General features: G+C 70.6%; 23 protein-coding genes and 1 riboswitch. Of the genes, 7 read left to right on the top strand and 16 right to left on the bottom strand.

All coding sequences use genetic code 11. The features are described 5' to 3' along the window. Positions 1-103: 103 nt before the first annotated feature. The 9 genes from ACQEU1_RS34915 to ACQEU1_RS34875 form a co-directional block, all read right to left on the bottom strand. Positions 104-1,474: a M36 family metallopeptidase gene (locus ACQEU1_RS34915; protein ID WP_433210812.1), complete on the bottom strand. Its 1,371-nt coding sequence runs from the start codon at positions 1,472-1,474 to the stop codon at positions 104-106. Between the two features lie 103 nt (positions 1,475-1,577). Then, the gene (locus ACQEU1_RS34910; RefSeq protein ID WP_433210810.1) at positions 1,578-2,834 is read right to left on the bottom strand and encodes a cobalamin biosynthesis protein; all 1,257 of its coding nucleotides are present in this window, start codon (positions 2,832-2,834) and stop codon (positions 1,578-1,580) included. Between the two features lie 583 nt (positions 2,835-3,417). Next, a complete protein-coding gene (locus ACQEU1_RS34905; RefSeq protein WP_433210808.1) occupies positions 3,418-4,239 on the bottom strand; it encodes a hypothetical protein in 822 nt (273 codons plus the stop codon). Further along, positions 4,239-5,267: a cobalt-precorrin-4/precorrin-4 C(11)-methyltransferase gene (locus ACQEU1_RS34900; RefSeq protein ID WP_433210806.1), complete on the bottom strand. Its 1,029-nt coding sequence runs from the start codon at positions 5,265-5,267 to the stop codon at positions 4,239-4,241. The genes ACQEU1_RS34905 and ACQEU1_RS34900 overlap by 1 nt, the downstream gene beginning before the upstream one ends. Then, entirely contained in the window at positions 5,264-6,676 is a 1,413-nt protein-coding gene (locus tag ACQEU1_RS34895; protein WP_433210804.1) for a cobyrinate a,c-diamide synthase, read from the bottom strand. Before ACQEU1_RS34895 ends, ACQEU1_RS34900 begins: the two co-directional genes overlap by 4 nt. A 466-nt stretch (positions 6,677-7,142) precedes the next feature. Further along, positions 7,143-7,757 (bottom strand): cob(I)yrinic acid a,c-diamide adenosyltransferase, encoded by a 615-nt coding sequence (gene cobO, locus ACQEU1_RS34890; RefSeq protein ID WP_433210802.1) that lies wholly within the window; start codon positions 7,755-7,757, stop codon positions 7,143-7,145. A 13-nt stretch (positions 7,758-7,770) separates the two neighbouring features. After that, a complete protein-coding gene (locus ACQEU1_RS34885; protein ID WP_433210800.1) occupies positions 7,771-9,678 on the bottom strand; it encodes a putative cobaltochelatase in 1,908 nt (635 codons plus the stop codon). Positions 9,679-9,714: 36 nt separating this feature from the next. After that, a riboswitch (cobalamin riboswitch) is annotated at positions 9,715-9,848 on the bottom strand. A 28-nt stretch (positions 9,849-9,876) separates the two neighbouring features. Continuing rightward, positions 9,877-10,836 carry a threonine aldolase family protein gene (locus ACQEU1_RS34880; protein WP_433210798.1) on the bottom strand — a complete coding sequence of 320 codons (960 nt, stop codon included), beginning with the start codon at positions 10,834-10,836 and terminating at the stop codon, positions 9,877-9,879. A gap of 22 nt (positions 10,837-10,858) precedes the next feature. Further along, on the bottom strand, positions 10,859-11,935 hold the full coding sequence (locus tag ACQEU1_RS34875) for a hypothetical protein (RefSeq protein WP_433210796.1): 1,077 nt from the start codon (positions 11,933-11,935) through the stop codon (positions 10,859-10,861). A 43-nt stretch (positions 11,936-11,978) separates the two neighbouring features. Here ACQEU1_RS34875 and ACQEU1_RS34870 point away from each other — a divergent pair, with 43 nt between their 5' ends. Beyond that, positions 11,979-13,172 (top strand): 8-amino-7-oxononanoate synthase, encoded by a 1,194-nt coding sequence (locus ACQEU1_RS34870; protein ID WP_433210794.1) that lies wholly within the window; start codon positions 11,979-11,981, stop codon positions 13,170-13,172. Here the strand turns inward: ACQEU1_RS34870 and ACQEU1_RS34865 are convergent. Together ACQEU1_RS34865 and ACQEU1_RS34860 are read right to left on the bottom strand one after the other, a co-directional pair. After that, positions 13,126-13,584, bottom strand: coding sequence for a GNAT family N-acetyltransferase (locus tag ACQEU1_RS34865; RefSeq protein ID WP_433210792.1), 459 nt, complete (start codon positions 13,582-13,584; stop codon positions 13,126-13,128). The two genes, ACQEU1_RS34870 and ACQEU1_RS34865, sit on opposite strands and share 47 nt — an antisense overlap. 13 nt (positions 13,585-13,597) lie before the next feature. Continuing rightward, positions 13,598-14,332, bottom strand: a complete 735-nt coding sequence (locus ACQEU1_RS34860) for a serine protease (RefSeq protein ID WP_433210790.1) — start codon at positions 14,330-14,332, stop codon at positions 13,598-13,600. Between the two features lie 148 nt (positions 14,333-14,480). Here ACQEU1_RS34860 and ACQEU1_RS34855 point away from each other — a divergent pair, with 148 nt between their 5' ends. After that, positions 14,481-15,089, top strand: a complete 609-nt coding sequence (locus tag ACQEU1_RS34855; protein ID WP_433210788.1) for a LysE family translocator — start codon at positions 14,481-14,483, stop codon at positions 15,087-15,089. A gap of 2 nt (positions 15,090-15,091) precedes the next feature. On the opposite strand, the gene ACQEU1_RS34850 is transcribed toward ACQEU1_RS34855, so the two are convergent. Genes ACQEU1_RS34850 through ACQEU1_RS34840 form a run of 3 tightly spaced genes read right to left on the bottom strand, consistent with a single transcriptional unit; the run spans position 15,092 to position 17,648 of the window. Next, on the bottom strand, positions 15,092-15,814 hold the full coding sequence (locus tag ACQEU1_RS34850; RefSeq protein ID WP_433210786.1) for a S1 family serine peptidase: 723 nt from the start codon (positions 15,812-15,814) through the stop codon (positions 15,092-15,094). Between the two features lie 22 nt (positions 15,815-15,836). After that, positions 15,837-16,613 (bottom strand): S1 family peptidase, encoded by a 777-nt coding sequence (locus tag ACQEU1_RS34845; protein ID WP_433210784.1) that lies wholly within the window; start codon positions 16,611-16,613, stop codon positions 15,837-15,839. Between the two features lie 15 nt (positions 16,614-16,628). Continuing rightward, positions 16,629-17,648 (bottom strand): M48 family metallopeptidase, encoded by a 1,020-nt coding sequence (locus ACQEU1_RS34840; protein WP_433210782.1) that lies wholly within the window; start codon positions 17,646-17,648, stop codon positions 16,629-16,631. A 69-nt stretch (positions 17,649-17,717) separates the two neighbouring features. Between ACQEU1_RS34840 and ACQEU1_RS34835 the strand changes: the two genes are divergently transcribed. From ACQEU1_RS34835 to ACQEU1_RS34820, 4 genes are read left to right on the top strand one after another with little or no spacing between them, the layout of a single operon-like run. Then, positions 17,718-18,614: an alpha/beta hydrolase gene (locus tag ACQEU1_RS34835; protein WP_433210780.1), complete on the top strand. Its 897-nt coding sequence runs from the start codon at positions 17,718-17,720 to the stop codon at positions 18,612-18,614. 34 nt (positions 18,615-18,648) lie between these two features. After that, on the top strand, positions 18,649-20,523 hold the full coding sequence (locus ACQEU1_RS34830; RefSeq protein WP_433210778.1) for an ABC transporter ATP-binding protein: 1,875 nt from the start codon (positions 18,649-18,651) through the stop codon (positions 20,521-20,523). Next, positions 20,520-21,155, top strand: coding sequence for a CatB-related O-acetyltransferase (locus ACQEU1_RS34825; RefSeq protein WP_433210776.1), 636 nt, complete (start codon positions 20,520-20,522; stop codon positions 21,153-21,155). Before ACQEU1_RS34830 ends, ACQEU1_RS34825 begins: the two co-directional genes overlap by 4 nt. Then, the gene (locus tag ACQEU1_RS34820; protein WP_433210774.1) at positions 21,152-21,679 is read left to right on the top strand and encodes an AAA family ATPase; all 528 of its coding nucleotides are present in this window, start codon (positions 21,152-21,154) and stop codon (positions 21,677-21,679) included. Before ACQEU1_RS34825 ends, ACQEU1_RS34820 begins: the two co-directional genes overlap by 4 nt. On the opposite strand, the gene ACQEU1_RS34815 is transcribed toward ACQEU1_RS34820, so the two are convergent. Further along, positions 21,664-22,242 (bottom strand): hypothetical protein, encoded by a 579-nt coding sequence (locus ACQEU1_RS34815; protein ID WP_433210772.1) that lies wholly within the window; start codon positions 22,240-22,242, stop codon positions 21,664-21,666. The two genes, ACQEU1_RS34820 and ACQEU1_RS34815, sit on opposite strands and share 16 nt — an antisense overlap. A 79-nt stretch (positions 22,243-22,321) precedes the next feature. On the opposite strand from ACQEU1_RS34815, the gene ACQEU1_RS34810 reads away from it, so the two are divergent. Continuing rightward, positions 22,322-24,202, top strand: a complete 1,881-nt coding sequence (locus ACQEU1_RS34810) for a patatin (RefSeq protein ID WP_433210770.1) — start codon at positions 22,322-22,324, stop codon at positions 24,200-24,202. Positions 24,203-24,209: 7 nt separating this feature from the next. On the opposite strand, the gene ACQEU1_RS34805 is transcribed toward ACQEU1_RS34810, so the two are convergent. Continuing rightward, the gene (locus tag ACQEU1_RS34805) at positions 24,210-24,542 is read right to left on the bottom strand and encodes a hypothetical protein (protein WP_433210768.1); all 333 of its coding nucleotides are present in this window, start codon (positions 24,540-24,542) and stop codon (positions 24,210-24,212) included. Positions 24,543-24,634: the final 92 nt, after the last annotated feature.

Below are 24,634 nucleotides of genomic sequence, written 5' to 3'. Positions count from 1 at the left end.
ACGCTGTGTGTGCAGGGTGTGAAGCACGGCACACACAGCGTCAAGGTCGGGGATTCGGCGGCGTAACCGCCATTAGTCGGACATGTCCGACTTCACCGTTGACTCAGGCCGCGATGCCACGGGCCGTGAACGCGGCCTTGACCGTGGCGGCGTCCGCGTCGCCGTAGAGCTTCTTCGCCGTGGCGACCGTCGCGGCGGCGGCCTGGGCGAACGTGGTCGACGGCGTGTAGGAGAACTGCGCCTCCAGCACGATCTTCGCCGCCTTGTCCCTGCCGAACGCCTTGTAGACGTCGAACAGGGCACGCGACCAGATCTGGCCGTCGAAGTGGACCTCGTTCTGGCGCTGGCTGACCGTCAGGTTCGTGTCGGTGCGGCGCAGGCAGTGCGGCGTATCGGTGGTGTACGCCGTGGCGTCCCAGTCCATGATGCACGCCAACGGGGTCTTGGTCGTGTCCTGCGCGTCGCGAGAGGACATGATCAACGCCCACCAGTCGCCGAAGCCCTCGCCGATCGAGCCGCCGTCGAGCGACGAGCCGAAGCCCGGCACCTGGGCGTCCTGGATGGCGTGGCCGAGCTCGTGCCAGACGACCTCGACGTCCTCGGCGTCGTCGACACCGCCGGTGCCGAACGTGATCTGGTCCTTGCTCGGGTCGTAGAACGAGTTGTCCTCGGTGAGGCCGAGGGTGGTGATCTTCTGGGACTCGTTGTTGATGTTCTTGAAGCCGAGGCCCTGGATGTACTTCTGCGCCTCCGTGACGCCCCAGTAGGCGTTCACCTGCTCGAAGAAGTCGTTGTTCCGCGTGTAGTTGAACTGGTTGTTCTTGTTGTAGGCGAGCTTGCTCTTGGCGCCGGTCAGCTGGGCGTAGCTGCCCTTGAGGTAGCCGGAACCGTCCAGATTGGACAGCGTGACCGACTTGTACGCGGCGGCGGGCACGGCCGAGTCGGCGTCGTTGCTGTCCTTGAGGTTCTGGTTCTGCTGCGACGACACGGGGTTCGGGCTGAACACCTTGCCGGTGCCGTTGGCGTGCTTGACCAGGCTCTCGGTGCGCACGACCGCGCCGGACTCCGCGTGCACGAGGGTGCGTTCGGAACCCTTGCCGTGGTCGGAGATCACCTCGTAGACGAGTCCGGTACCGGGCAGCACCTTGAGGTTCGCCGCTTCCGGGGTGGCGGTCCTGGCCTTGGCGTCCTCGGCGGTGATGGCGGGCGTGACGTCGACCGCGCCGACCGTGAGGCGGCCGTCGTCGACGGTCTTCGCGCCGGTCGCCTTGTCGACGTGCTCGACGTAGTAGGCGCCCAGCACGGGTTTTCCGTCGAACGTCTGCTCGTACCAGGTGTGCGTGGCGGTCAGCGAGTCGCGCACGGCCAGCAGGCGCAGGCCTTCCTTCGGCGCGGCGGCCTGGGCGTTGATCGTCAGCAGGGACAGTGCGACGCCGGCGGTGCAGGCGACAGCAACAAGACGACGGGCTCTCATGCCGGTCTCCAGTGCTTTCGGGCCCGGTGCAGGGGTGGGCCGTGTGCATGGCGACGCTAATCAAGAAAACTTCGTTGCTGACCCTACGAAAGAAGGAAAAACATCAGCTTTCCCAGACTCCGGGAACAACAATTACGTCGGCTTCGACCGGAATGTCCAGCGTTGGTCCGGTTCCGAATGCGACGAACGCGACGGCCGCGCCCTGAGCGGCCAAATCGCACGCGCCGTCGAGCCGAACTTCCGTACCGGCCCGCAAAAGCGGACCCACCGCGTCGATCGCCTCTTTCGTCCCGACGACGTAGGCGGCGCGCCGAATTTCCGCTTCCGCCCGCGGCGTGCGTTGCTCCGCGGCCCCCGGCCCGAGCCCGACCAACGCGAGCCGCCCGCGCGGCAACACCCGTGCCGCGGCGACGGTCACGTTGTCCCGCTTGAACTTCTCGGCCGCCAACTCGACCGGACCGCCGTGCCCGAGACTCCGCGCGCCCTTGATCGCGGCCGCCTCGGCGACACTCGCGGTGCCCATCGAGTTGCGCACGACCGAGCTCGGGTTCGGCACGTCGATCTCCGCGAGCTCCTCCGTCGGGAACGTCAGCAGCTCCGCGGTGTCCCCGTGCCAGAAACCCCAGTCCTCCACGGCGTCCACGATGCCGGGTTCGTCCGCCTTGTTGTCCGCCGTCGCGAACGCCTTGATGGCCCTCAGGTCCAGGCCACCCGTGGCGTCCAGTTCGGACAGTGCCGCCCCCACGCTGGTGGCCGAAGCACCCCGCGTGGAACCGACCCCGACCACGAGCGTGCGCGGCACGATCCGCAGCACGTTCTCCTTGCTGGTCCCGGCCCGGTCGTCGACGACGATCACCCACGTCGCGTCCTCGCCACCCGGCACGACGTTGGGCGGCAGCGCGGGCAGCGGGAAGTTCAACGGGTTGCGCAGCACCACCTTCTCGCCGGCCTCGATGGCGGCGGTGCAGGCGGCGACGTCCCCGTCCGCGGTGGCGTCGAGCTGCTCGACGAGTTCGTCCAGCATGGAGTCGATGGACGGCCCGGTCGTCACCACGGCGGTGCGGTTGAGCAGGTCGGCGACGTGCCGGGTGAAGACGTCCGCGTCACCCGCCAGCGCCACGACGAAGTGCGGGTCCACGCACACCACAGCCGGATCGGACCGCCGGTCCCGCAGCAGCGGCGCCACGAGGCGGACGGCGGTGGCGGCGTCGAGGAACAGCACGACGGCGCCGAGGCGGGGCCAGAGACTGCGGACGGCGGGTTTGACGGGACCGTCGGGGACGACGGCGTCGGCACCGAGGAGGCCGGCCAGGTCGGCGGCGTCACCGCGCTGGGCGGGCCCCGCGAACACTCCGATCACGCGCGCGCTCCCGGCGGCTGGAAGGGGGTGGAGGTGGTGGGCGAAGGGGCGGAGGAGGTGGAGGACACGAGGCTGGGCTGCGGCGGGAAGACGGCTGCCCTGAGGGCACCGCGCTGAACAGGCGGCACGAGGGCGAGTTGCGGTGAGAAGGCGGCGGGCAGGAGGGCGCTGCGGTGAGCAGGCGGCGCGAGTGGACCGTTCACAGCCAGAACGCCTCCGCTGCAGACAGCCCGCACGAATGGACCGCTCACACCCGCACTCCCAGACACCGAGCCGAAACTGGGCACGCCGGCGGCACCTTCACACCCAGCACGCGGCGCGAACGGACCGCTCACACCCGCCCTCGCTGCCGGCGACCCGAAGCTGGGCGCACCGGCGGCACCTTCACGCCCAGCAGGCGGCGCGAACGGCCCGCTCACACCCGCAGTCGCAGCCAGCGACCCGAAGCTGGGCGCACCGGCGGCACCTTCACACCCAGCAGGCGGCGCGAGTGGACCGTTCACACCCGATCCCCCGGCCACCGACCCAAGCCCAGGCGTACCGGCGGCGCCCTCACGTCCGGCGAGCCGCACGAACCGGCCGCTCACTTCTTCGTGCCCCACAGCACCGTCACCGGGACGGCCGGCGCGAAGCCCGAGTCCAGCAGGCGCGACGCGGTCCAGTGGACCCCCTCCACCTCGTACCCGGCCGCCGCCAGCGCGTCCCGCGCGGGCACGATCTCGTCCACGCTCTCCGTCGCCACCACGACCCGCTTCGCCGACACGGCGGCGGAGGCCTTCACCGCGCTCAGGTTGCCGCGACCCACGAACACCGCGTCGGGACGCGGCAACGCGGCCGCGTCCAGCTCTGACTCCTCGACGCGGACGTCGACGCCGTGCGCGGAGGCGTTCGCGATGATGCGCACGCACTGCACGGGGTCCGGTTCGACCGCGATCACGGCGGCGCCCAGCCTCGCGCACTCCACGCCTACCGCGCCCGAGCCTGCCAGGACGTCCCACACCAGCACGCCGGGGCGTGGGGCGAGGCGGGCCAGCACGAAGGCGCGGACCTCGGCGCCGAGCACGTGGGTTCGGGTGGCGAAGGAGTCGTCGGGGAGTGCCCAGCCGTCGCGGGACTGGAGGAACTCGTTGTCCGCCAGGCACAGCACGGCGGTGGGGGCGGTCCAGCGGCGGGTGACGGCGTCGCGCGGGTCGATCGGGATCAGGTCGTCGCCGTCCTGCACGGTCAGGGTCCTGCGCCAGCCCGCGAGGCCCGCGCCGATCTCGGCCGGGCCGATGCCGTCGGCCAGTTTCACGATGACGGTGGAGTGGGCCCGGCACACGTTGAGCGCTGGGCGGAGGCCGTCCGCCGCGTCGACGACCTCGGCGGGGCGGGCGGCTGCCTTCTGCAGCTGTTCGAGCGACATCAGTCAGCTGACCGCCTGGCCTTGCGGGCCTGCCTCTTGCGGGGCGTGGCCGTGGAGGCGTTGACGGTCGGCGGCTTCGGCTTGTCGGCCGCGACGACGACCAGCTTCGGCTTCGGGGCCGGTTCCTCGACGGGCTTGCGGACGGACTGCTGTATTTCCTCGACCGCCGTCCACGCCGGGTTCGACTCGGCGGGAGCGGCAGCAGGAGCGGCCGCGGGGATCGGCTCGTCGGTGCGCGTCGCGATGCGCGAGGCGGCTCGGCGGGACCAGCGGGTCGGGCGGGCGGCGCGCAGCGGTTCGTCGGCGGACGCGGTGGCGGTGGCCGAGACGCGGCGGGTCGGGGCCTTCACGGCCGCGCCGACCAGGAAGAGCGTGGGGCGGTACAGCTTGTGCTGCTTCACGACCGACTCCAGCGCGCCGACCGTGGTGTGCACGACGACCTCGTCGGCCTGGCTCACCTTGTACGCGACGACGACCGGGGTGTCCTCGGTGTAGCCGCCCGCCAGCAGCTTCTCCACGAACTGGCCGGTGCGCGCACCCGAGACCGTCGCGGCCATCGTGGTCTGCAGCGCCGCGAACTCCTGGACGCGCTCGCTGCTCTCCGGCGAGATCAGCACCGTCGAGGACGCCTCGGTCGTGGTGAGCTCGCGGCCGATCTTGGCGGCCGCCGCGGCGACGACGGACACGCCCGGCACCACCTCGACCTCGAGGCCGAGGCGGACGCACAGGTCGTGCTGGTCCTGCACGCCACCGCCGGTCGCGGCGTCACCCGCGTGCAGGCGCACGACGACCTGGCGCGACGCGGCGGCGCGGCGGTACAGGTCGGTGATCTCCTCCTGCGTCACGCGCGAGAAGTCGACCAGGTCGGCGTCGGCGCGCGCGTGCTCGCGGACGCACTCGACGTCCACCGCGCTCGGGGCCCAGATGACGACGTCGGCCTCCGCGATGCGGCGCGCGCCGCGGAGGGTGATGAGGTCGGCGGCACCGGGACCGGCGCCGACGAAGGAGACCCGACCGGTCGTCGTCACGACAGCTCCACAGGGGGTTTGGGGAGAGAGGCTTGGACGGTGACCGTACCGTCTGCCACTCCGGCCACGAACGGGTGGCAGGCCCGCACGAACCGGGCTACCGCTTCCGGATCGCCCGCCGGGTGCGTGTGGAGGTACGACGCGTGCACGCCACCCACCACGAAACCCTCCGCGACGGGCCGCGAGTCGACGCCGCGCCAATGCCACGCGGGCGGGTCCGAGTGCGGTGTGGACAGCTGCGTGCGGTGGAACTCGTGGCCGGTCACGCGGCTGCCAGGGGTGTGCAGCGGCGAACTCGCGGACGCCACCGCGTCCCGATAGCCCAAGGTCAACTTGGGCGTCATGAACCCCTCGGCGTCGAGCACGCCGCACATCGGGTGCCCGTCGAGCGACCGCGCGAGGTACAGCAACCCTCCGCACTCGGCGTGCACCGGCGCACCCGATCGAGCGAACCGAGCGACCGCCGCGCGCAACTTCGCGTTGGCCGACAGGGCTTCCGCGTGCTGTTCAGGAAATCCGCCCGGCAACACCAGCCCGGCCGTGCCCTCCGGCAGGTCCTCGTCGTGCAGCGGGTCCAGGACCGCGACCGCCGCACCCGCCGCCTTCAGCACCTCGACGTGCTCGGCGTAGCCGAACGTGAACGCCGCCCCACCCGCGACCGCGACCACCGGTTCGCCGGCGACCCGGGAGACCTCCGGTTCCCACTGCGCCACGGCCATCGCGGGCACCGACGACGCGAGCCTGCGCACCGCGTCGAGATCCACGTGCTTGGCCACGGCGGCGGCGATCGCGTCCACGGCGGCGACGGCCTCGGCACCGTGCTCGGCCGCCGTCACGAGCCCCAAGTGCCGTGAGGGCAAGGAGAACTGCGGATCGCGCGGCAGCACCCCGAGCACGTCGAGCCCCACCTCGTCGCACGCCGACCGCAGCACCTGCTCGTGCCGTTCCGACCCGACCTGGTTGAGGATCACGCCGCCGAGCCGGACCGTCGGGTCGTAGCCGCGGAACCCGTGCAGCAACGCGGCCAGCGACCGGCTCTGCCCGCGCGCGTCCACGACGAACAGCACGGGTGCGTTGATCAGCTTGGCGACGTGCGCGGTGGAGCCGATGCCGGCGGTGTCGATGCGGCCGTCGAAGAGGCCCATGACGCCCTCGACCACGGCGATGTCGGACCCCTTGGCGCCGTGTGCGAAGAGGCCGGGGATCCGGTGTTCGCTGACCATGACCGGGTCGAGGTTGCGGCCGGGCTTGCCGGTGGCGAGCGAGTGGTAGCCGGGGTCGATGTAGTCGGGGCCGACCTTGAACGGCGCGACCCGCGAACCGGTGCGGCGCAACGCGGCCATCAGGCCGGTGGCGACGGTGGTCTTGCCGCTGCCGGAGGCCGGGGCGGCGATGACGAGCCGGTTCACCACCGCGCACCCCGCTGCCCGAAGGCGAGGGCGCGCGTGAACGGTCCACTCACCAAGCGATCCGCCGACTGCCCGGAAGCGACGGCTGTGAACGGTCCACTCACCACCCGATCCCTCGGCTGCCCGCAAGCGAGGGCACCGGTGAACGGTCCGTTCGTCACGCGGCCAGCCAGTTGCTCGGAAGCAGAGGCCGTGAACGGTCCGTTCACCACCCGGCTGGCCAGTTGTCCGGAAGCGAAGGCCCTGAACGGTCCACTCACCCCCCGGTCTCCCGACTGCCCGAAGGCCAGGGGGCGCGTGAGCGGTCCATTCACCGCCTGGTCCGCCAACTGGCCGGAAGCGAAAGCCCTGAACGGTCCACTCACCACCCGGTCCGCCCGCTGCCCGAAGGCGAGGAGGCGCGTGAACGGTCCACTCGCCACCCGGTCCCCCGACTGCCCGGAGACGAAGCCCGTGAACGGTCCACTCACCACTCGATCCCCCGCTGCCCCTTCTGCCCGGCGTCCATCGGGTGCTTGACCTTCGTCATCTCCACCACGAGGTCCGCCGCGTCCACCAACCTCTGCGGCGCGTACCGCCCGGTGATCACCACGTGCTGGTGCCCAGGCCGCGAGACCAGCGCGGACACCACCTCGTCCACGTCGATCCACCCCCAGTGCAGCGGGTAGGTGAACTCGTCCAGCACGTAGAACCCGTGCCGTTCCGACGCCAGCCGGCGCGCGATCTCCGCCCAGCCCTCCCGCGCGGCGGAGGCGTGGTCGTCCTCGGTGCCCTGCTTGCGGGTCCAGGACCAGCCCTCGCCCATCTTGTGCCACTCGACGGCACCGCCCTCGCCGGTCTCGTCGTGCAGCCGGCCGAGCGCCTTGAACGCGGACTCCTCGCCCACCTTCCACTTGGCGGACTTCACGAACTGGAACACGCCGATGTCCCAGCCCTGGTTCCAGCCGCGCAGCGCCATGCCGAACGCCGACGTCGACTTCCCCTTCATCTCGCCGGTGTGCAGCATGAGCAACGGGCGGTTGCGGCGCTGCCGGGTGGTCAGGCCGTCCTTCGGGACCTCGGTGGGTTGTCCTTGGGGCACTGGGGTTTCTCCTTCACGCGGCCCGGACGACGCCGGCGAGGTGGTCGGCGGACAGCTGGTCGAGCCGCACGCAGGTGCCCTGAAGCGCGTCGGCGATCTTCGCCGCCAGGCCGAGGCGCACGTGGCCCTGCTCGCAGTCGACGACCACGACGGCGGTCTGCTCCAGCAGCCCGGCGGCCTTCAGCGCGTCCTTGGTCGGATCGCCGCCGAGGCCGGACGAGGTCGCCCTGCCGTCCGTCAGCAGCACGACCAGGGGGCGCTTGCGCGGGTCCCGCAACCGTTCGATCTCCAGCACGCGGTGCGCCTTCAGCAGTCCGTCGGCGAGAGGGGTCCGGCCGCCGGTGCGCATCTTCTTCAACCGGGTCGCCGCCGCGTCGACGGACGTCGTCGGAGGCAACGCGACCTCGGCGGTCTGCCCGCGGAACGTCACCACGCCCACCTTGTCCCTGCGCTGGTAGGCGTCGCGCAGCAACGAGATCACCGCGCCGCTGACCGCCGACATCCGCTTCTGCGCGGCCATCGATCCGGAGGCGTCGACGACGAACAGGACGAGGTTCGACTCCTTGCCCTCGCGCACGGCCTTGCGCAGGTCGGCGGCGGTGAGCAGCAGTCCAGGCCCAGTCCGCCCCCGAGAAGCCTGGTGCGGCGCGGCGGTCGTCAGCGTGTCGACCAGGTGCAGCCCGTTGCCGTCCACTGTGGACGAACGGACGACCCGGCCGGTGCGGGCACGGGCGCGGGAACGCTTGCCCGGCGCGCCTTCGCCGACCCCGGGGACCTCCAGCAGCCGCGCCTTGAACGCGGGCGAGGGCTCCGGTGCCGGACGGTCCGCAGGCGCGTTTCCGTTGCCCTTGGGGCCTTCCTGCGGTTCGGGCAGCTCGCCGCCACCGGGGCCGTCGTCGTCCGGACCCTCGTCAGTCGGCTCCTCGGCGTGCTCGGCCGCCTGCTTCATGGCGTCCTCGAGCTGCTGCTCCTCGATGCCGGGCTCGTCGAACGGGTCGCGCCGCCGCCGGTGCGGCAGCGCGAGCCGGACGGCGGTCTCGACGTCGGTCTCCTCGACGGCGTCGGCGCCCCGCCACGCGGCGTGGGCGACCGCGGCACGGGCGACCACGAGGTCCGCGCGCATGCCGTCGACCTCGAAAGCGGCGCAGACGGCGGCGATCCTGCGCAGCTCACCGTCCGGAAGGGACACTCCGGCCAGCCGCGACCGGGCGTCGGTGATCTGCTGCTTCAACGCCAGGTCCTCGTCCGCCCACTTCGACGCGAACCCGGCCGGGTCGGCCTCGTAGGCGAGCCGGCGGCGGATCACCTCGGTGCGCACGGCGACGTCCCGCGCGGCCTTCACCGCCACGGTCAGCCCGAACCGGTCGAGCAGCTGCGGCCGCAGCTCGCCCTCCTCGGGGTTCATCGTGCCGACCAGCAGGAACTGCGACGGGTGCGACACCGACACGCCCTCGCGCTCGACGTGGGCGCGCCCCATCGCGGCGGCGTCGAGCAGCAGGTCGACCAGGTGGTCGTGCAGCAGGTTGACCTCGTCGACGTACAGCACGCCCCGGTGCGCCGCCGCCAGGAGCCCCGGCTGGAACGCCCGCACGCCCTCGGTCAGCGCCTTCTCCAGGTCGAGCGACCCGACCAGCCGGTCCTCGGTGGCGCCGACGGGCAGTTCGACCAGCCGCGCGGGCCGCCGCTCCACCCCGTCGTGCGGCGCGTCGGGGCAGTCCACCGTCCCGGGCGCGCAGCCGAAGCGGCACCCGGCCGAGACGTCGAGCTCGGGCAGCAACGCGGCCAGGGCGCGCACGATGGTCGACTTCGCGGTCCCCTTCTCACCTCGGACGAGCACGCCGCCGATACCGGGGTGCACGGCGTTGAGCAGCAGGGCGAGCCGGAGGTCGTCATGGCCGACGACAGCCGAAAACGGGAACATGCTCGGCGAAGTCCTTCCTCGGGTGTCCACGCCCGCGGTCAGGTGAAGAGGGGGACGAGTTCCTGACTTCCGGCGTCCAAAGCCGGTCACAGTCGCGGGACGGCGCCGGAGTCACACCGGCTTCCTCGCGCTCCCCTCACAGCCCAGGCATCGTCGCATTTCGCATGGCGGGGTCCAACAGCCAGGTGAGCGACGTCGCTAGATCGACCCGAGGAACTCCGTCCACGCCGCCCTGACCTCGTCCGCCGTCCACTCCAGGGCAGGCTCGGCCACGGTCACCTCGGTCTTGGCGAGCGGCCCGTCCTGCCAGAACCCGCCGAGGAACGTCCCGCTCAGCTCCTTGAGCCGGGCCGGGTCGCCGGGCAGGTGCAGCGCGAACTGGTGCGTGTGAGGTTCGGGCTGGTCCATCGCGGCGGCGACGACCTTGGCGTGCGCGACGTACGCACCGAGGCGAGGCAACACCGTGTCCAGGCCGTGCAACGCGGACAACGCGGCGGGCCACTGCTGGAACAGCATGCCGCCATAGCGGTGCCGCCAGACCCGTGCCTGCTCGACGAAGTCCAGGGTGCCCGCGAGCGCCGCACCCGAGATGCCCTCCAGCGACTTGTAGAACGACACGTAGACCGAGTCGAACAGGCCGGCGATCTCGGGCAGCGGCTTGCCCAGCCCGAACGTGCTCTCCCACAGCCGCGCGCCGTCGAGGTGCACGACCGCGTCCCGTTCGCGGGCCGCCTCGACCACCGACACGAGCTCTTCCCAGGCCGGCAGGACGAACCCGGCCTCGCGGTCCGGCACCTCCAGCAGCAGCGTCCCGAACGGCTCGGGGCAGGTGCCGACGTCGGCGTCGCGCACCCTGATCGGCCGCAGCCCGGACAACGCGGTCAGCGCGTCGTCCTCGTGGTTCAGCGGATGTGCCCGCGGGTGCATCGCGACGATCGGGTTGTGCGTGCGGTCCGCCCAGCAGCGCAACGCGATCTGCTGCGCCATCGTCCCGGTCGGCACGAACAGCGCGGCCTCGGTGCCCAGCAACGCGGCGACCCGCTCCTCCAGCGCACCCACCGGGCCGCCGTCGCCGTAGCGGTCGGGGTCGACGTCCGGCACCGGGCCGAGCGACTCCAGCAGCGTCTTCTTGCGGACTCCGGAAAGCTGACGGTTCAACACCCCAGCATCAAACCTCAGCTCAGCGGCTCACAGCCACCGACTTCGGCGCGCGGAACGACAGCAGGTTCAGCCACTCCGGCCTGGGCCCGACCAGGTGCAACGACGGTTCGTGCGCGGCCACCGTGCGCAACGTCACGGCGGCCTCCAGGCGCGCCAGGCCGGCGCCGAGGCAGAAGTGGCGGCCGTACCCGAACGCCAGATGGCGCGGGTCGGTCTCCTTACCGCTCAACAACAACACGAGCTCCGCACCGGCGGGAACGCGCACACCGGACAGAACGACCTCACGCGCGGTCAGTCGCCGCCACGTCACGACGGGCGTCTCGGTCCGCAGCACGTCCTCGACGAACGCCTCCGCGACGCCCGGCTCCGGCAGCCGCGCCCACAGGTCCCGGTCCTGCAACGCCCGGCGCAACGCCGTCGAGAGCAGCTGGGTCGTGGTCTCCTGGCCGGCGATCAGCAGGAAGTAGCAGAGACCGGCGGAGTCCTCCGCGGACACGCCGGCGTCGGCCAGCGCGCAGAACAGCTCGCCGTCGCGGGCGTGGTAGCGCTTGATCAGCCACTGGTGGAAGTCGCCGACGTCGCCGACCAGCTCCAGCTGGCGTTCGCGGGTGATGTCGCCCCAGAAGAACTCCAGCGACCCCGAGCTCCACCGCTTCAAAGTCGGTATGTCGACATTGGGCAGGCCGAGCAGCTCCATCAGCACGATCGCGGGCAGGTCCCAGGCGAGGTCCGATACAAGATCCATTTGGCTGAGATCCGTGCCACCCAGGCGTTCCAAAACGAGTTCGTGGATGCGAGGCTCCGCAGCGGCGACGCGCGCGGCCGTGAAGAACGACGCCACGAGCCGCCGCAGTCCGGCGTGGGACTCCGCCCCGTTGTTCGCGAGCGTCGGCGGGAGCGAGAAGCGCGCCCTGACCAGTGACCGCAACGCCGCCGGGGCCACCGGCGTCACGGCGGTCAGCGCGTTGTCGGGCAGGTAGGTGACGGGATCGGCCAGCACGGCGCGCACGTCGTCGTAGTCGGACACCACCCAGCGCCCGCCGAGGAACTGCACCGGAGAGGTGAGTTCGGCGCGCGTGAAGGTGAACAGGTCCACGAGCGGCACGCTAGCGGGCGGATGGGAGACTCAGGCGGTGACCGTGAGCACAACTGAGGCGATTTCCAGTCCTGGTGAGTCGACGTTCGACTGGATCGACGTCCGCTCTGAAGCGCGAGCCAAGGCCGGTCTGAGCCGGCGCCTGCGGCCGCGCACGTCGGACTCGGCGGACCTCGACCTCGCGAGCAACGACTACCTCGGGCTCGCCAAGGACAAGCGCGTCGCCGGTGCCGCCGCGGCCGCCACGCTGAAGTGGGGTGCGGGCGCCACGGGATCGCGCCTGGTCACGGGCTCGACCGAGCTGCACGCCGAGCTGGAGTTCGAGCTCGCGAACTTCTGCGGCTCGCAGTCCGCGCTGGTGTTCAGCAGCGGCTACATGGCGAACCTCGCCGCGGTCACGGCGTTGTCCGGCCCCGGCACGGCGATCGTCGCCGACCAGCACATCCACGCCTCGCTGATCGACGGCACGCGGCTGTCGAAGGCCGACGTCGTCGTCGCGGACCACTGCGACGTCGGCAAGGTCCGGCACGCGCTGGAGACCCGCGGCAAGAGGCGCGCGATCGTGGTCACGGACTCGGTGTTCAGCGTCGACGGCGACATCGCCCCGCTGAACGAGCTGCACGCCGTGTGCCGGGAGACCGGTGCGGCGCTGGTGGTGGACGACGCGCACGGCCTGGGCGTGGTCGGGCCGGGTGGCCGCGGTGCCGTCGCCGAGGCGGGCCTCATCAAGCAGCCGGACGTGATCACGACGCTGACGCTGAGCAAGTCGCTGGGCGCGATGGGCGGCGCGGTGCTCGGCCCGTCGCGCGTGGTCAAGCACCTGATCGACACCGCCCGGCCGTTCATCTTCGACACCGGCCTCGCGCCGAGCAGCGCGGCGGCGGCCCTCGCGGCGATCAGGATCCTGCGCGAGGAGCCGGACCGTCCCGAGCGCGCGCTGACCGTGGCGCACGACCTGAGCAACCGGCTGAAGGAGGCCGGGTTCCAGGTCAGCACGCCGACCGCGGCCGTCGTGAGCGTGCGGGCGCCGGGACCGGAGCAGGCGTTCCGGTGGGCCGAGACGTGCCGCACGAGCGGTGTGGTCGTCGGCTGCTTCCGGCCGCCGTCGGTGCCGGACCAGATCAGCAGGCTGCGGCTCACCGCGCGCGCCGATCTGACCGAGGCCGACATCGAGCGCGCGGTGCGCGTGATCAGGGAGAGCGCCGCATCCGCAGGTGTGGAATCCCGTCCTCGATGAACTCGGCCCCTTCGGCCACGAACCCGAACGACGCGTAGAAGTCGGCGACGTACGTCTGCGCGTCGAGCACCGCCGGTGTGCTGCCGATGTCCGCGATCGCCGCCTGCATGAGCCGGCGGCTGTACCCGCGGCCGCGGGCCATGCGCGCGGTGGCGACGCGGCCGATCCGGAGCGTGCCGTCGGGGTCTTCGAGCAGCCGGAGGTACGCGAGCGGCTCGTGCGAGCCTTCCGCTTCCAGCCAGAAGTGCCGGGTGCCCTGGTCGAGGTCGCGGCCGTCGACGTCGGCGTAGACGCAGTTCTGCTCCACGACGAAGACGTCCTGCCGCAGGCGCAGGATCGCGTAGAGCTGGTCGGGGCTCAGGTCGAGGCCCCACTGCCGCCGCAGGGTGGCGGGAAACTGTGTGGTTCGCACCTGGTCGTGGATATCAGAAGCCCAGCGTCTGCCGGTAGTTCGCGAGCCGGGTGTAGACACCAGGTTCATCTGGCCGTGCGCAGCCTCGGCCGAACGACACGACCCCCGCGAGCCGGCCGCGCACGACGAGCGGCCCGCCCGAGTCGCCGGTGCACGCGTCCCGGCCACCCCGCCCGGCGCACAGCATCGCGCCCGGCCGGTAGTCGGGTTCCTTGAGCAGGCACTCGGAGTCGGACAGGATCGGCACCGTCACCTTGCGCAGCGTCATGGCCGGCGGCACGTTCTCCGCCGTGCGCCCCCAGCCGAGCACCACGCCGTCGTCCCCGACCTCGCCGAGCGCGATCGTCCGGTAGGGCACCGGCTGCGCGAGCGTCAGGATCGCCACGTCGTCGCCCTTGGTGACCTCGACGTAGTCCGGGTGCCGCCACACGCTGCTCACCGCCGCGTCGACGCCTTCGGCCTTGTCGCGCAGGTCCGTGCGGCCCGCCACGACCCGGAGCTGCTCCGGCGGGCGCTGGTTCTTGCCGAGCACGCCCTTGAGCGTGACGCAGTGCGCGGCCGTCATGACCTTGTTCTCGGCGACGAGCGCGCCGCCGCAGATCAGCTGACCGTCCGTGGTGGTGATCGCCACAACCCACGGGGTGTCCGCCACCCGCGCGGGTGTCCCCCCAACGATCGCATCGGCCGTCGTACCGCCGCTGACCAGCGCGATCACCGCTACCAGCACGGCAAGCCGCTTACCCCTCACGGACCACTCCTCGTTGCGCCAGGTGGACGATCGGTCACCAACGGTAGCGATCGCGCTAGGACGGCGTCAAAACCGGAGATTCTTGTGCTAGTTTTCCGTTCGGCCGGAGATTTTGCGGTCAGTGGCATAGATCACGGGGGTATTGACGGTGTTGTTCGACTTCAGCCAGGTTCCGGCCTTCCTCATCGCGTGCGCGGTCGTCATCGTGACCCCCGGCGTGGACGCGTTCCTGCTCCTGCGCACGTCACTGCGGTCCGGGACACGTGCCGGGCTGCTGGCCCTGGGCGGGATCCACTCGGCCGCGGCGGTGCAGGTCGGCCTGGTGATCTCCGGGCTCGGGGTGGTGCTCGCCCGGTATCCGATGGTGCTCGTGGCGCTGCGGTGGGTCGGCGCCGGGTACTTGCTCTACCTGGCGGTTTCCATCACGCGCGGGCTGATCAAGCGCTCCGGCGGCGAGCCGGAAGAGGTCATGAGCGCGCGGCCGTTCCGGCAGGGCTTCCTGACCAACATCACGAACCCGAAGATGATCCTGTTCTCGCTGGCGTTCCTGCCGCAGTTCATCGGATCGGGTGAACCGGCGCCTCAGCTCGCCCTGCTCGCCGTGGTGTTCCTCGGGCTGGCGGCGGTGTGGGAGCTGATGATCGTGCTGGCGGCTTCCTCGGTGGCCGGGCGGTTGAAGCGGCCTGGGGTCTCCACCGCGCTCGACGCTGTTTGCGCGGCGGTGTTCCTGACGATGTCGGTCGGCCTGGTGCTCTGAGGTCAGTTCGGCTTCAGGTACGTCGTGACCCTCGTGTAGACGCCTGGCGCGTTCGGGCGGGCGCAGCCGATGCCCCACGAGACGACGCCTGCCAGCCTGCCGTCGACCACGAACGGGCCGCCGGAGTCGTCCACGCACGCGTCGATGCCGCCGTCCGGGTAGCCCGCGCAGAACATGGCCTCCGCGTCGTAGCGGGCGTAGGTCGCGGCGCACTGCTGGTCCGGCCAGATCGGGACGTAGGCCTTGTGCAGCAACGGGCTCTTGTTCGGGTCGGTCTCCGCCTGCCGGCCCCAGCCGTACACGGTGCCGACCGTGCCCGGCATGTGCACAGTGGACTCGGCCAGTGGCAGGGTCGCCTGCGGGAGCGGGTCGGCCAGGGTCAGCAGGGCGACGTCCTTGCCGCGGGACGGGGTCACGTAGCCCTCGGCCAGTCGGTAGGACCTGCCCGTGGTGGTCGCGCCGGTGGGCTCGTTGAGGTTCAGGCGCCCGCCCACGACCTTGATCGAGGCAGGCTCCCGGTCCTTGACGCAGTGCGCTGCCGTGGCCACCTGTTCCGGGGCCAGTAGCGCGCCGCCGCAGAACTGGTAGCCCGACTCCGTTGTCAGGGCCACCGTCCACGGCGCCTCGGCCGGCGAGGTCACCACCTCGCCGCCCACGATCCTGGGCTCGGCGTGCGCCGAGGTCGCCGCGGTCACGAGCAGGAGCAGAACCGCCGGCAGTCGCATGGGCTCAGGAGTACCGGGGCGATCAGGGCTGGACAACTCCTGGCGGGGAAGCGTCCACCACCGGGTGAAGGTCCTTGGCGTAGCGGGCAATCCGGACGTAGACGCCCGGCTTGTTCCTCCGGGCGCAGCCTTCACCCCAGGAGGTGACGCCGACCAGTTTGCCGTCGGCCACGATCGGGCCGCCCGAGTCGCCCTGGCAGGTGTCGACCTTGCCGCCCTCGTAGCCCGCGCAGAACATGTCGGTCCGCTGGAACTGCGGGTAGGTGTCCACGCAGAACGCGTCGGCGAGGACCGGCACGGTGGCCTGCATGAGGTAGCGGGAGGTCTTGCCGTTCTCCGCGGTGCGGCCCCAGCCGAGGGCGCGCAGTTCGGTGCCCGGCTGGTAGAGGGCGCGGTCGGTCAGCTCGGCCAGCGGGAGCGGTTCGTACGGGAGCGCGTCCTTCAGCGTCAGGACGGCCACGTCCTCGCCCGCGTCGGCGGAGACGTACTGCTTGTGGATCCAGATGTCCGCGACGGAGGCGACCACGCCCGCCTGGCGGTCCTGCTTGTCCTCGCGGCCGGCGACGACCTGCACCTCGCGGGGTGCGCGGCCGATGGCGCAGTGGGCCGCGGTGAGGACCTTCGCGGGGGCGACGATCGTGCCGCCGCAGAACTGGAGGCCGCGGTCGTCGACCAGGTAGACGGCCCACGGGTTGGCCTTGATGGACGCCCGCTCGCCGCCGACGACCTGCTCGTCGGCGGCGGCGGTGCCCGTTGAGGCGAGCAGAGCGGAGAGAACCAACACCAGGAGTCGTCTCATGACTCCAGATGGTAGCTACTCCGCTGAGCCGTTCGGAGCAACCTTGCTCCAGAGCTTGCCCGCGGCGCCCACGAGCGACTCGCCGATGTCGTTGATCGTCTTGATCAGCGGGTCGGCGGAGTTGTTCATGGACTCCTTGTACGAGCGGGCGGCGCCCTTGATGTCGTCGGTCAGGTTCGTCGTCGGCCGGTCGTCCTCGCGGCGCGGGTACGTGCCGGTGAGGATCTCGCGGTACTCCTCGCTCGCGCCCCAGCGCTGCAGCTCGGCGGCACGGACGACGACCAGCGGGTGGCTGCGCCGCTCGATGTCCACCAGCTTCAGGTAGCTGTCGCGGATGTCCTCGCCCTCGTACTCCTTGGCCTGCTCCAGGAACGACGCGATGTCGACCTGGTCGCCCGTGTCACCGGCGAACGCGAGGTGCACCCTCAGCGCGGCCTGCGGGTCCTGGCCCGCGAGAAGGCCGGCCCGGTCGCACGAGAGCTCGGTCTTGCGCTGCCACTCGTAGAGCGCCGCGATCACCGCGCGCAGGGCCAGCGTGCCGGCCACGTTCCAGCCCAGCGTGTGCCGCAGACCCAGCAGCCGGTAGAGGATCGTGTTGTAGAGCCCGTGGCCGGACATCGCATGGCCCAGCTCGTGACCGAGGACGAACCGCAGCTGCTCCCGGTCGAACCGGTCCACCAGAGCGGAGTTCAGCACGATGAAGGGCTTGTCGATGCCGAGCGTGTAGGCGTTGACCTCCGGCGAGTGCCGCACGAAGAGGTCCGGCACCTCCTCCAGGTCGAACGTCGACGCGACCTCGTTCCGCAACCGGTGCAGGTCGGGGAACTGCTTGGGACCGACCTTCACCGACGACGCCACCTGGACCAGGCGTTCCCCGCGCTCGGAGAACGCCGCCGCGACCGCCTTGACGATCGGTGCGACGGCAGGCACGGCGCGCAGCACCGCAAGGGCACCGCGGTCGGCCGGATGTTCGTAGGCGCGCGGGCTGATGCCCGGGAACCGCACCCTGGATGACTGCTCGACTTCCCCCGTCATGCCCCCAGGTTAGACACGATCCGGACAAGGCTGCACGGAATCGGCTCCAGACCGTTGCAAACTTGCGCGGTGAGCAGCGACGAAGACACCACGGTCCTCCCCCTGCGCGGCGGGGCCTCAGCCACCCTGGTCCGCCGTCGCGCGGTGGCCAACGACCGCGGCGCGATCCTCTACGTGCACGGATTCGCGGACTACTTCTTCCAGGAGCACGTGGCCGAGCACTACACGGCCCAGGGCTACGACTTCTACGCCGTGGACCTGCGCGGTTACGGACGGTCGCTGCGCGATGGCGAGCTGCCGAACTACACGACCGACATCTCGGTGTACTTCGAGGAGATCGACGCCGCGATCGCGAAGATTCGTGAAGAGCACTCACGTGTGGTGCTCATGGGTCACTCGACCGGTGGGCTCACCACGTCGTTGTGGGCGCACGAACGGCGTTCCAGCGACCTCATCGACGCGTTGGTGCTCAACAGCCCGTGGCTCGACGTCGTCGAACCGCCGCTGGTGCGGCAGATCGTGAAGGTGCTCGGCGGTGTCGCGCCGAAGGTGAAGATCCGCGCGAACCTCGGCGAGGCGTACGGGGCGGCGATCCACAACTCGCGCAACGGCGAGTGGGACTTCGACCTGAAGTGGAAGCCGCTGGCGGGCTTCCCGGTGCTCGCCGGCTGGATCCGGGCCGTGCTGCTGGGCCAGGAGAAGGTCCACAAGGGACTCGACGTGCGGGTGCCCGTGCTGGTGCTGCACTCGGACAGGAGCATGTTGAACGCCAAGGAGTGGAGCGAGGACGTGTCGAAGGCCGACGCGGTCCTCGACGTCGAGGGCATGCGCAAGTGGGGTCCGAAGATCGGCTCCTCGGTCAAGGTCGTGGAGGTCAAGGCGGGCATGCACGACCTGTTCCTGTCGCCTGCCCCAGTGCGTGCGGCGGTCTTCGCCGAGGTGGACGAGTTCCTGAAAACGGCTTGACCTCGTTGTAGGTCGAGGTTCGAGACTGGTCGTCATGAACATCGACTTCAACGCCTGGTACGCGCTCGAAAGCGCGATGCAAGACGAGAAGAGCCGCCGCGTGAGCCGGGCGACGTTGAAGCGTGTCGCCCGGTTCGCACGGCCGCAACGCCGTGCCGTGTACGGACTTCTGGCCACCTCGGCGGTGGCCGCGGTGCTCGCGGTGGCGTCCCCGGTGCTCGCCGGGCGGGTGGTCGACACGATCATCGCGGGCAAGGACTTCGGGCTGGTCGTGTGGCTGGCGCTGGCGATCGCCGGCGTGGCGGTGCTGGAGGCCGGGTTCTCGCTGGCCGAGCGGTGGCAGTCGTCGCGGGTCGGCGAGGACCTGATCCTGCGGCTGCGGCAGGCCGTTTTCGACCACGTGCAACGGATGCCGGTCGCGTTCTTCACCCGCACGCGCACCGGGGCGTTGGTGTCGCGGCTGAACAACGACGTGATCGCGGCGCAGCGGGCGTTCTCCGAGACGATCTCCGGGGTGGTCACGAACGTGATCGCGCTGGTGCTGACCCTCGCGGTGATGTTGACGCTGTCGTGGCAGGTCACGGTGCTCGCGATGGTCCTGCTGCCGATCTTCCTGATCCCCGCGCGGCGGATGGGCAAACGCTTGGCGTCGATGCACCGCGAGGCGGCGAACCTCGACTCGATGATGACGACGCAGATGACCGAGCGGTTCTCGGCTCCCGGCGCGACCCTGATCAAGCTGTTCGGGCGTCCGGACTTGGAGAGCGCGGAGTTCGGTGCGCGCGCTCGGCGCGTGCGGGACATCGGCGTGCGGACGGCCGTGGCGCAGTGGCTGTTCCTCGTGGCGTTGACGCTCGTGTCGTCGTTGGCGCTGGCGTTGGTCTACGGGCTCGGTGGCTGGTTCGTGTTCGAGGGGCAGATGGCACCCGGCACGATCGTGACGCTCGCACTGCTGCTGACGCGGCTCTACGCGCCGTTGACGGCGTTGGCCGGCGCACGAGTGGACGTGATGACGGCGCTGGTGTCGTTCGAGCGGGTCTTCGAGGTGCTGGACCTGCCGCCGTTGATCGAGGAGAAGCCGGAGCCGACTCCCGTGCCGGACGGCCCGGTGCGGGTCGAGTTCTCCGACGTGAAGTTCGCCTACCCGTCCGCGGACAAGGTGTCGCTGGCGTCGTTGGAAGAGGTGGCGTCGCTCGACACCCGCGGTGGCGAGGAGATCCTCGGTGGCGTGTCCTTCACGGCCGAGCCGGGGTCGCTGATCGCGCTGGTCGGCGCGTCGGGTGCGGGCAAGTCCACGATCGCGTCGCTGGTCCCCCGCCTGTACGACGCGGACTCCGGCACGGTCCGGCTGTCCGGTGTGGACGTTCGCGACCTGTCGTTCGACTCGATCCGCGCGACCGTGGGCATGGTGACGCAGGACGGGCACCTGTTCCACGAGTCGATCGGCGCGAACCTGCGCCTCGCGGCTCCCGCGGCGACCGACGAGGAGATCTGGGACGCGCTCGGCCGGGCCCGGCTCGCCGACCTCGTGTCGTCGTTGCCCGACCAGTTGGACACGGTCGTCGGTGAACGCGGCTACCGGTTGTCCGGCGGCGAACGGCAACGGCTGACGATCGCGCGGCTGCTGCTGGCCAAACCGCGCGTGGTGATCCTGGACGAGGCCACCGCGCACCTCGACTCGCGGTCGGAGGCGGCGGTGCAGGAGGCGCTGGTCGAGGCACTGGCCGGACGGACGTCGCTGGTCATCGCGCACCGGCTGTCGACCATCCGGGCGGCGAACCAGATCCTCGTCGTCGACGCCGGTCGGATCGTCGAACGTGGTACGCATGAAGTGTTGCTGGCCAAGGAAGGCCACTACGCCAAGCTGTACCGCACCCAGTTCAGCGAAGAGCCGATCGGAGCGCCGTGACGATTCCCTCGCCCGACAACCTCTACCCGTTGCCGGACTACGCGCGCACGGTGTTGCTCAAGCCGTTGGTGAAGAACCCGCAGATCGAGATCGGCGAGTACACCTACTACGACGATCCCTTTCACGCCGAGGAGTTCGAACGCCGCAACGTCCTCTACAACTTCGGTGCGGAGAAGCTCGTCATCGGGCGCTACTGCGCACTGGCGGAGGGCGTGCGGTTCATCATGTCCGGCGCCAACCACAGCATGGCGGGCGTGTCGACGTTCCCGTTCACGATCTTCGGCGGAGTGTGGGGCGAGAAGACCCTCGACATCGCCTTGGGAGCGCCTTCGCGGGGCGACACGGTGGTCGGCAACGACGTCTGGATCGGCTACAACGCCCTGATCATGCCTGGCGTGCGGATCGGCAACGGCGCGATCATCGCGGCCGGATCCGTTGTGGTGTCGGACGTTCCGGCGTACGGCATCGTCGGCGGCAACCCGGCATCGTTGATCAAGATGCGGTACGGCGACGCGGATGTGGAGTTGCTGGAACGGATCGCCTGGTGGGACTGGCCGGTGGAGAAGGTGACCGAGCACGTCCGGGTGATCATGGCAGGCACGCCGGCTCAGCTGGCCGAGGTGGCCGGGTGAAGGCGCTGCTGATCACGGGGCCGGTCGGGGTGGGCAAGACGACGGTCGCCGAGGCCGTGGGCGACCGGCTGGCCGAGGCCGGTGTGCCGCACGCGGTGATCGACCTCGACTGGCTGTCCGCCTGCTGGCCGCCGCCGTCCGACGACCCGTTCCACTTCGAGCTGCAGCTGAGGAACCTGCAGGCCGTGGTGCGCAACTACGTCGAGGCGGGCGTGCAGCGGATCGTGCTCGCCGGTGTGCTGGAGAGCCGGGAGGACCGTGCGCGCTACGCGTCCGCGATCGGCGGCAAGCTCAACGTGTGCCGGTTGAAGGCGGACCTGCCGGTGATCCGGGAACGGCTCGCGCGGCGGCACCACGGCGAGGCCGACCTGCGGTGGCACGTCGAACGCGCCGAGGAGCTGGCCGACCTGTACGCGTCGTCGTGGATCGAGGACTACGTCGTGCTGGCCGACCAGCCGGTGACCGAGGTGGCGCAGGACGTCATCTCGTGGTGGCTGACGGTGGAACGTCAGCCGGCGAACTGAGCGAAGACGCGCTGCACGACGGCGAGGTCGACCGGCTCTTCGTAGTAGTCCTGCGCCCACTTCTGGTACGCCTCGGGCGTGCCGTCGGTGAGCAGGGCGAACATCCAGTCGGCCCCGTCGTCGTGACCGTTGCCGGGAAACTCGATGTCACCGTGCCGCCAGACCGTGTCACCGTGCTCGCGCCACAGACACACCGTGGCGCGCGGCAGGTCGTCGTCGCCGCAGAAAGCCGGTTCCTGCACACAGGTGCGGAAGACGTCCGGCACGGAGTCGACGACACCGGGCCACCGATGGTCCCTGTCGTTGCCGTAAGGGCTCATCTTCGACTCGTGGTCGAACCCGCGCACGTACGCCCCTGCTGAGGTGAACGTGATCGAGTATTCGTTGCCCGAACCGTCCTGCATGGACGCCGTCTCCTGGCCGGGCGCCCACTCGGCGTCGTACAGGTGGTACCGGTAGTCCTCGTCGGGATCCAGCAAGGCGTCCATCGCGGCCAGCGCACGGCACAGCGCCCGCAACTTCGGGATGTCAGGCAGCTTCCGGGCGACGTCGTACGCGGTCATGCCCGTCATCCAAACAGGGATCTGCGGCGTCCGAGTGAACTTCGGCGACGAATGCGTCCGATCGCGCGATCATCAGCACATGGAGTACGACCGCTACTGCGACCTGACCATGCGGGGCGGCACGACCAGCGGTGTCGTGTACCCGCTCGCGGTCGCCTCGCTGGCCCGCCACTACGAGTTCAAGCAGATCGGCGGCGCGTCCGCCGGGGCGATCGCCGCGGGCTTCACGGCGGCGGCCGAGCGGGGGCGCGGCAGAGGCGGGTTCGACAAGCTCGCCGGGCTGATCGACTGGTTCACGTCCGGCGAGGGCGCGGAGCGGTGGCGGATGGCGCAGCTGTTCCAGCCGGCCGAGAAGACGCGTGCGTTGTATCGGATCGTGGTGGCGTCCATGCAGAAGCGCGAGACCACGGGCCGTAGTGCGATCACGTGCCTGTTCTTCGCGTTGCTGGGTGCGGTCGGGTTGCGGGCCAAGGGCGTGCTGGCGCTGATGGCGTTGTTGTGGCTCGGCGGGCCGGTGCTGTACTCGGCGTGGCTCGCGCCGTCCGGTTATCCGGGGTGGCTCGCGGTCGTGGTCACGCTCGTCGCGGTGGCGTGCCTGGTGATCGTGCTGTGGCCGTTGCGGTCGAGTTTGCCTTGGCCCGCGGCGGTTTTCGCGTTGGTGCCGTTGGTGCTCGGGCTGGCTTTCAGCAGGCATTACGCGACGGCGGCGATCGTGCTGCTGGTGTGGCTGGTGCTGACGTTGGCGGCGGTGAGCGCGCTGATCGTCACGTACGGGTACGCGATGCAGCAGTTCCTCAAGGACAACGCGCGGTCCATCCACTTCGGACTCGTGCCCGGCACCGGCGACTACCGGCCGTCGTGGCTCGACCGGATGGCGGGCGTGCCGCGCTCGACCGGGGTGCCGCCGCTGGCCGACTGGATCGCCGACCGGCTGGACGACCTCGCCGGCACGGACGAGGCGTTGACGTTCGGCGACCTCGGGGACATCAACCTCGTGCTGATGACGACGGACCTGTCGGAGGGGCGGCCGTACCGGTTGCCGTTCAAGGAGGAGTGGCAGTACTGCGAGCAGTGTCTCGGGTACGTGCTGCCGGGCCGCGTGGTCGAACAGCTCAACGGCGCACCTCAGGCTGAGAAGTGCCCGCTGCACGAGCACATGCCGTTGCGCGCGTTGCCTGACCGCGACCGGCTGCCGGTCGTGCTCGCCGTGCGGATGTCGCTGTCGTTCCCCGGCCTGATCGCCGCCGTGCCGCTGTGCCGTGACGGCCGCGTGCACTGGTTCTCCGACGGCGGCATCACCAGCAACTTCCCGATCCACTTCTTCGACGCGCTGCTGCCGCGCTGGCCCACGTTCGGCCTGAGCCTGCAGCCCTACCCGCCGGGCGACACGAACGAGGTGTGGCTGCCGGAGCAGGACGCCTCGACCTCCGGCACGCACTACGCGGCGCTGAACTCGATGCCGCGCTTCCTGGTGTCCATCCTGGACACGTTCCTGGACTGGCGCGACACCATGCAGTCCGCGCTACCCGGCTACCGCGGCCGCATCGCGCACGTCCGCCAGTCCGACGACGAGGGCGGCTCGAACCTCTTCATGCCACCGGCCACCATCAAACGGCTGGCGTTGCGCGGCCAGAAGGCGGGCGACCTGCTGCGCGAACGGTTCGAACAGCAGCAGAACACCGACCGCTACCGCTGGATCCGCCTGCGCATGGCCCTGCGCGAGTACCAGGAGCTCGGCGTCCAGGCCGCCGACCGCGACGCCCTCTACGACGACCTGCTGGAGCGGTTCCAGATCCCGGCAGAGCTGCACGACTGGTTCCGCACCCCGCCGGCCGACGGCGACCCGTTCCGCGCCGACATCGAGGTGGCACTCGACCACGTCGGACGGCTGAAGGACGACGGGCCGTTCGACGGCGTGCCGCCGGTGGATCCGGATTTGCGGCTGACACCGCCGGAGTAGCCGGTGCTCAGGACGGCGTGATGGTCCAGGCTCCGCTCGACGAGACCTGGACCAGCGCCGGTCCGTCGAACGGCACGGTGTCCCCGTTGCCCGACAGCGGCGCGTTCGCCACCTTGGCCATGTCGATGTCGCCGACCGTCAACGTCCACGCTCCCGTCGCACTGATCGTCAAGGTGCGCGTGCGACTGCCGTCCCGGATGTCCATCCACATCCGTGTCGTCGTAGTCGTCGTGACGGCGGACGAGCTCTGTCCGGAAGCCGTGGCCTGCTGCCGCGAGGGCCGACCGGCGAGTGCTATCGCGACGATCAACAACACCGCCATGCCCGCGGCAAGCCACACGACGGCATGAGACTTGTCTTCGCAGGCAACGGTTTCGATCCAGTTGGAAGCCGGCGGCCTCAGGCAGCAGCCGGCTTGCTCGGCGCTTCAGA

The organism is Lentzea sp. CA-135723, from assembly GCF_050936595.1.
In the GTDB taxonomy this organism is placed as follows: Bacteria; Actinomycetota; Actinomycetes; order Mycobacteriales; family Pseudonocardiaceae; genus Lentzea.
This window is presented reverse-complemented; position numbering and strand designations above follow the sequence as displayed.

Coding starts and splice junctions, on each gene's coding strand:
- ACQEU1_RS34915 (WP_433210812.1), bottom strand. CDS start 1,474: ATGAGAGCCCGTCGTCTTGTTGCTGTCGCCTGCACCGCCGGCGTCGCA.
- ACQEU1_RS34830 (WP_433210778.1), top strand. CDS start 18,649: ATGAACATCGACTTCAACGCCTGGTACGCGCTCGAAAGCGCGATGCAA.
- ACQEU1_RS34810 (WP_433210770.1), top strand. CDS start 22,322: ATGGAGTACGACCGCTACTGCGACCTGACCATGCGGGGCGGCACGACC.
- ACQEU1_RS34815 (WP_433210772.1), bottom strand. CDS start 22,242: ATGACCGCGTACGACGTCGCCCGGAAGCTGCCTGACATCCCGAAGTTG.
- ACQEU1_RS34885 (WP_433210800.1), bottom strand. CDS start 9,678: ATGTTCCCGTTTTCGGCTGTCGTCGGCCATGACGACCTCCGGCTCGCC.
- ACQEU1_RS34905 (WP_433210808.1), bottom strand. CDS start 4,239: ATGTCGCTCGAACAGCTGCAGAAGGCAGCCGCCCGCCCCGCCGAGGTC.
- ACQEU1_RS34840 (WP_433210782.1), bottom strand. CDS start 17,648: ATGACGGGGGAAGTCGAGCAGTCATCCAGGGTGCGGTTCCCGGGCATC.
- ACQEU1_RS34850 (WP_433210786.1), bottom strand. CDS start 15,814: ATGCGACTGCCGGCGGTTCTGCTCCTGCTCGTGACCGCGGCGACCTCG.
- ACQEU1_RS34845 (WP_433210784.1), bottom strand. CDS start 16,613: ATGAGACGACTCCTGGTGTTGGTTCTCTCCGCTCTGCTCGCCTCAACG.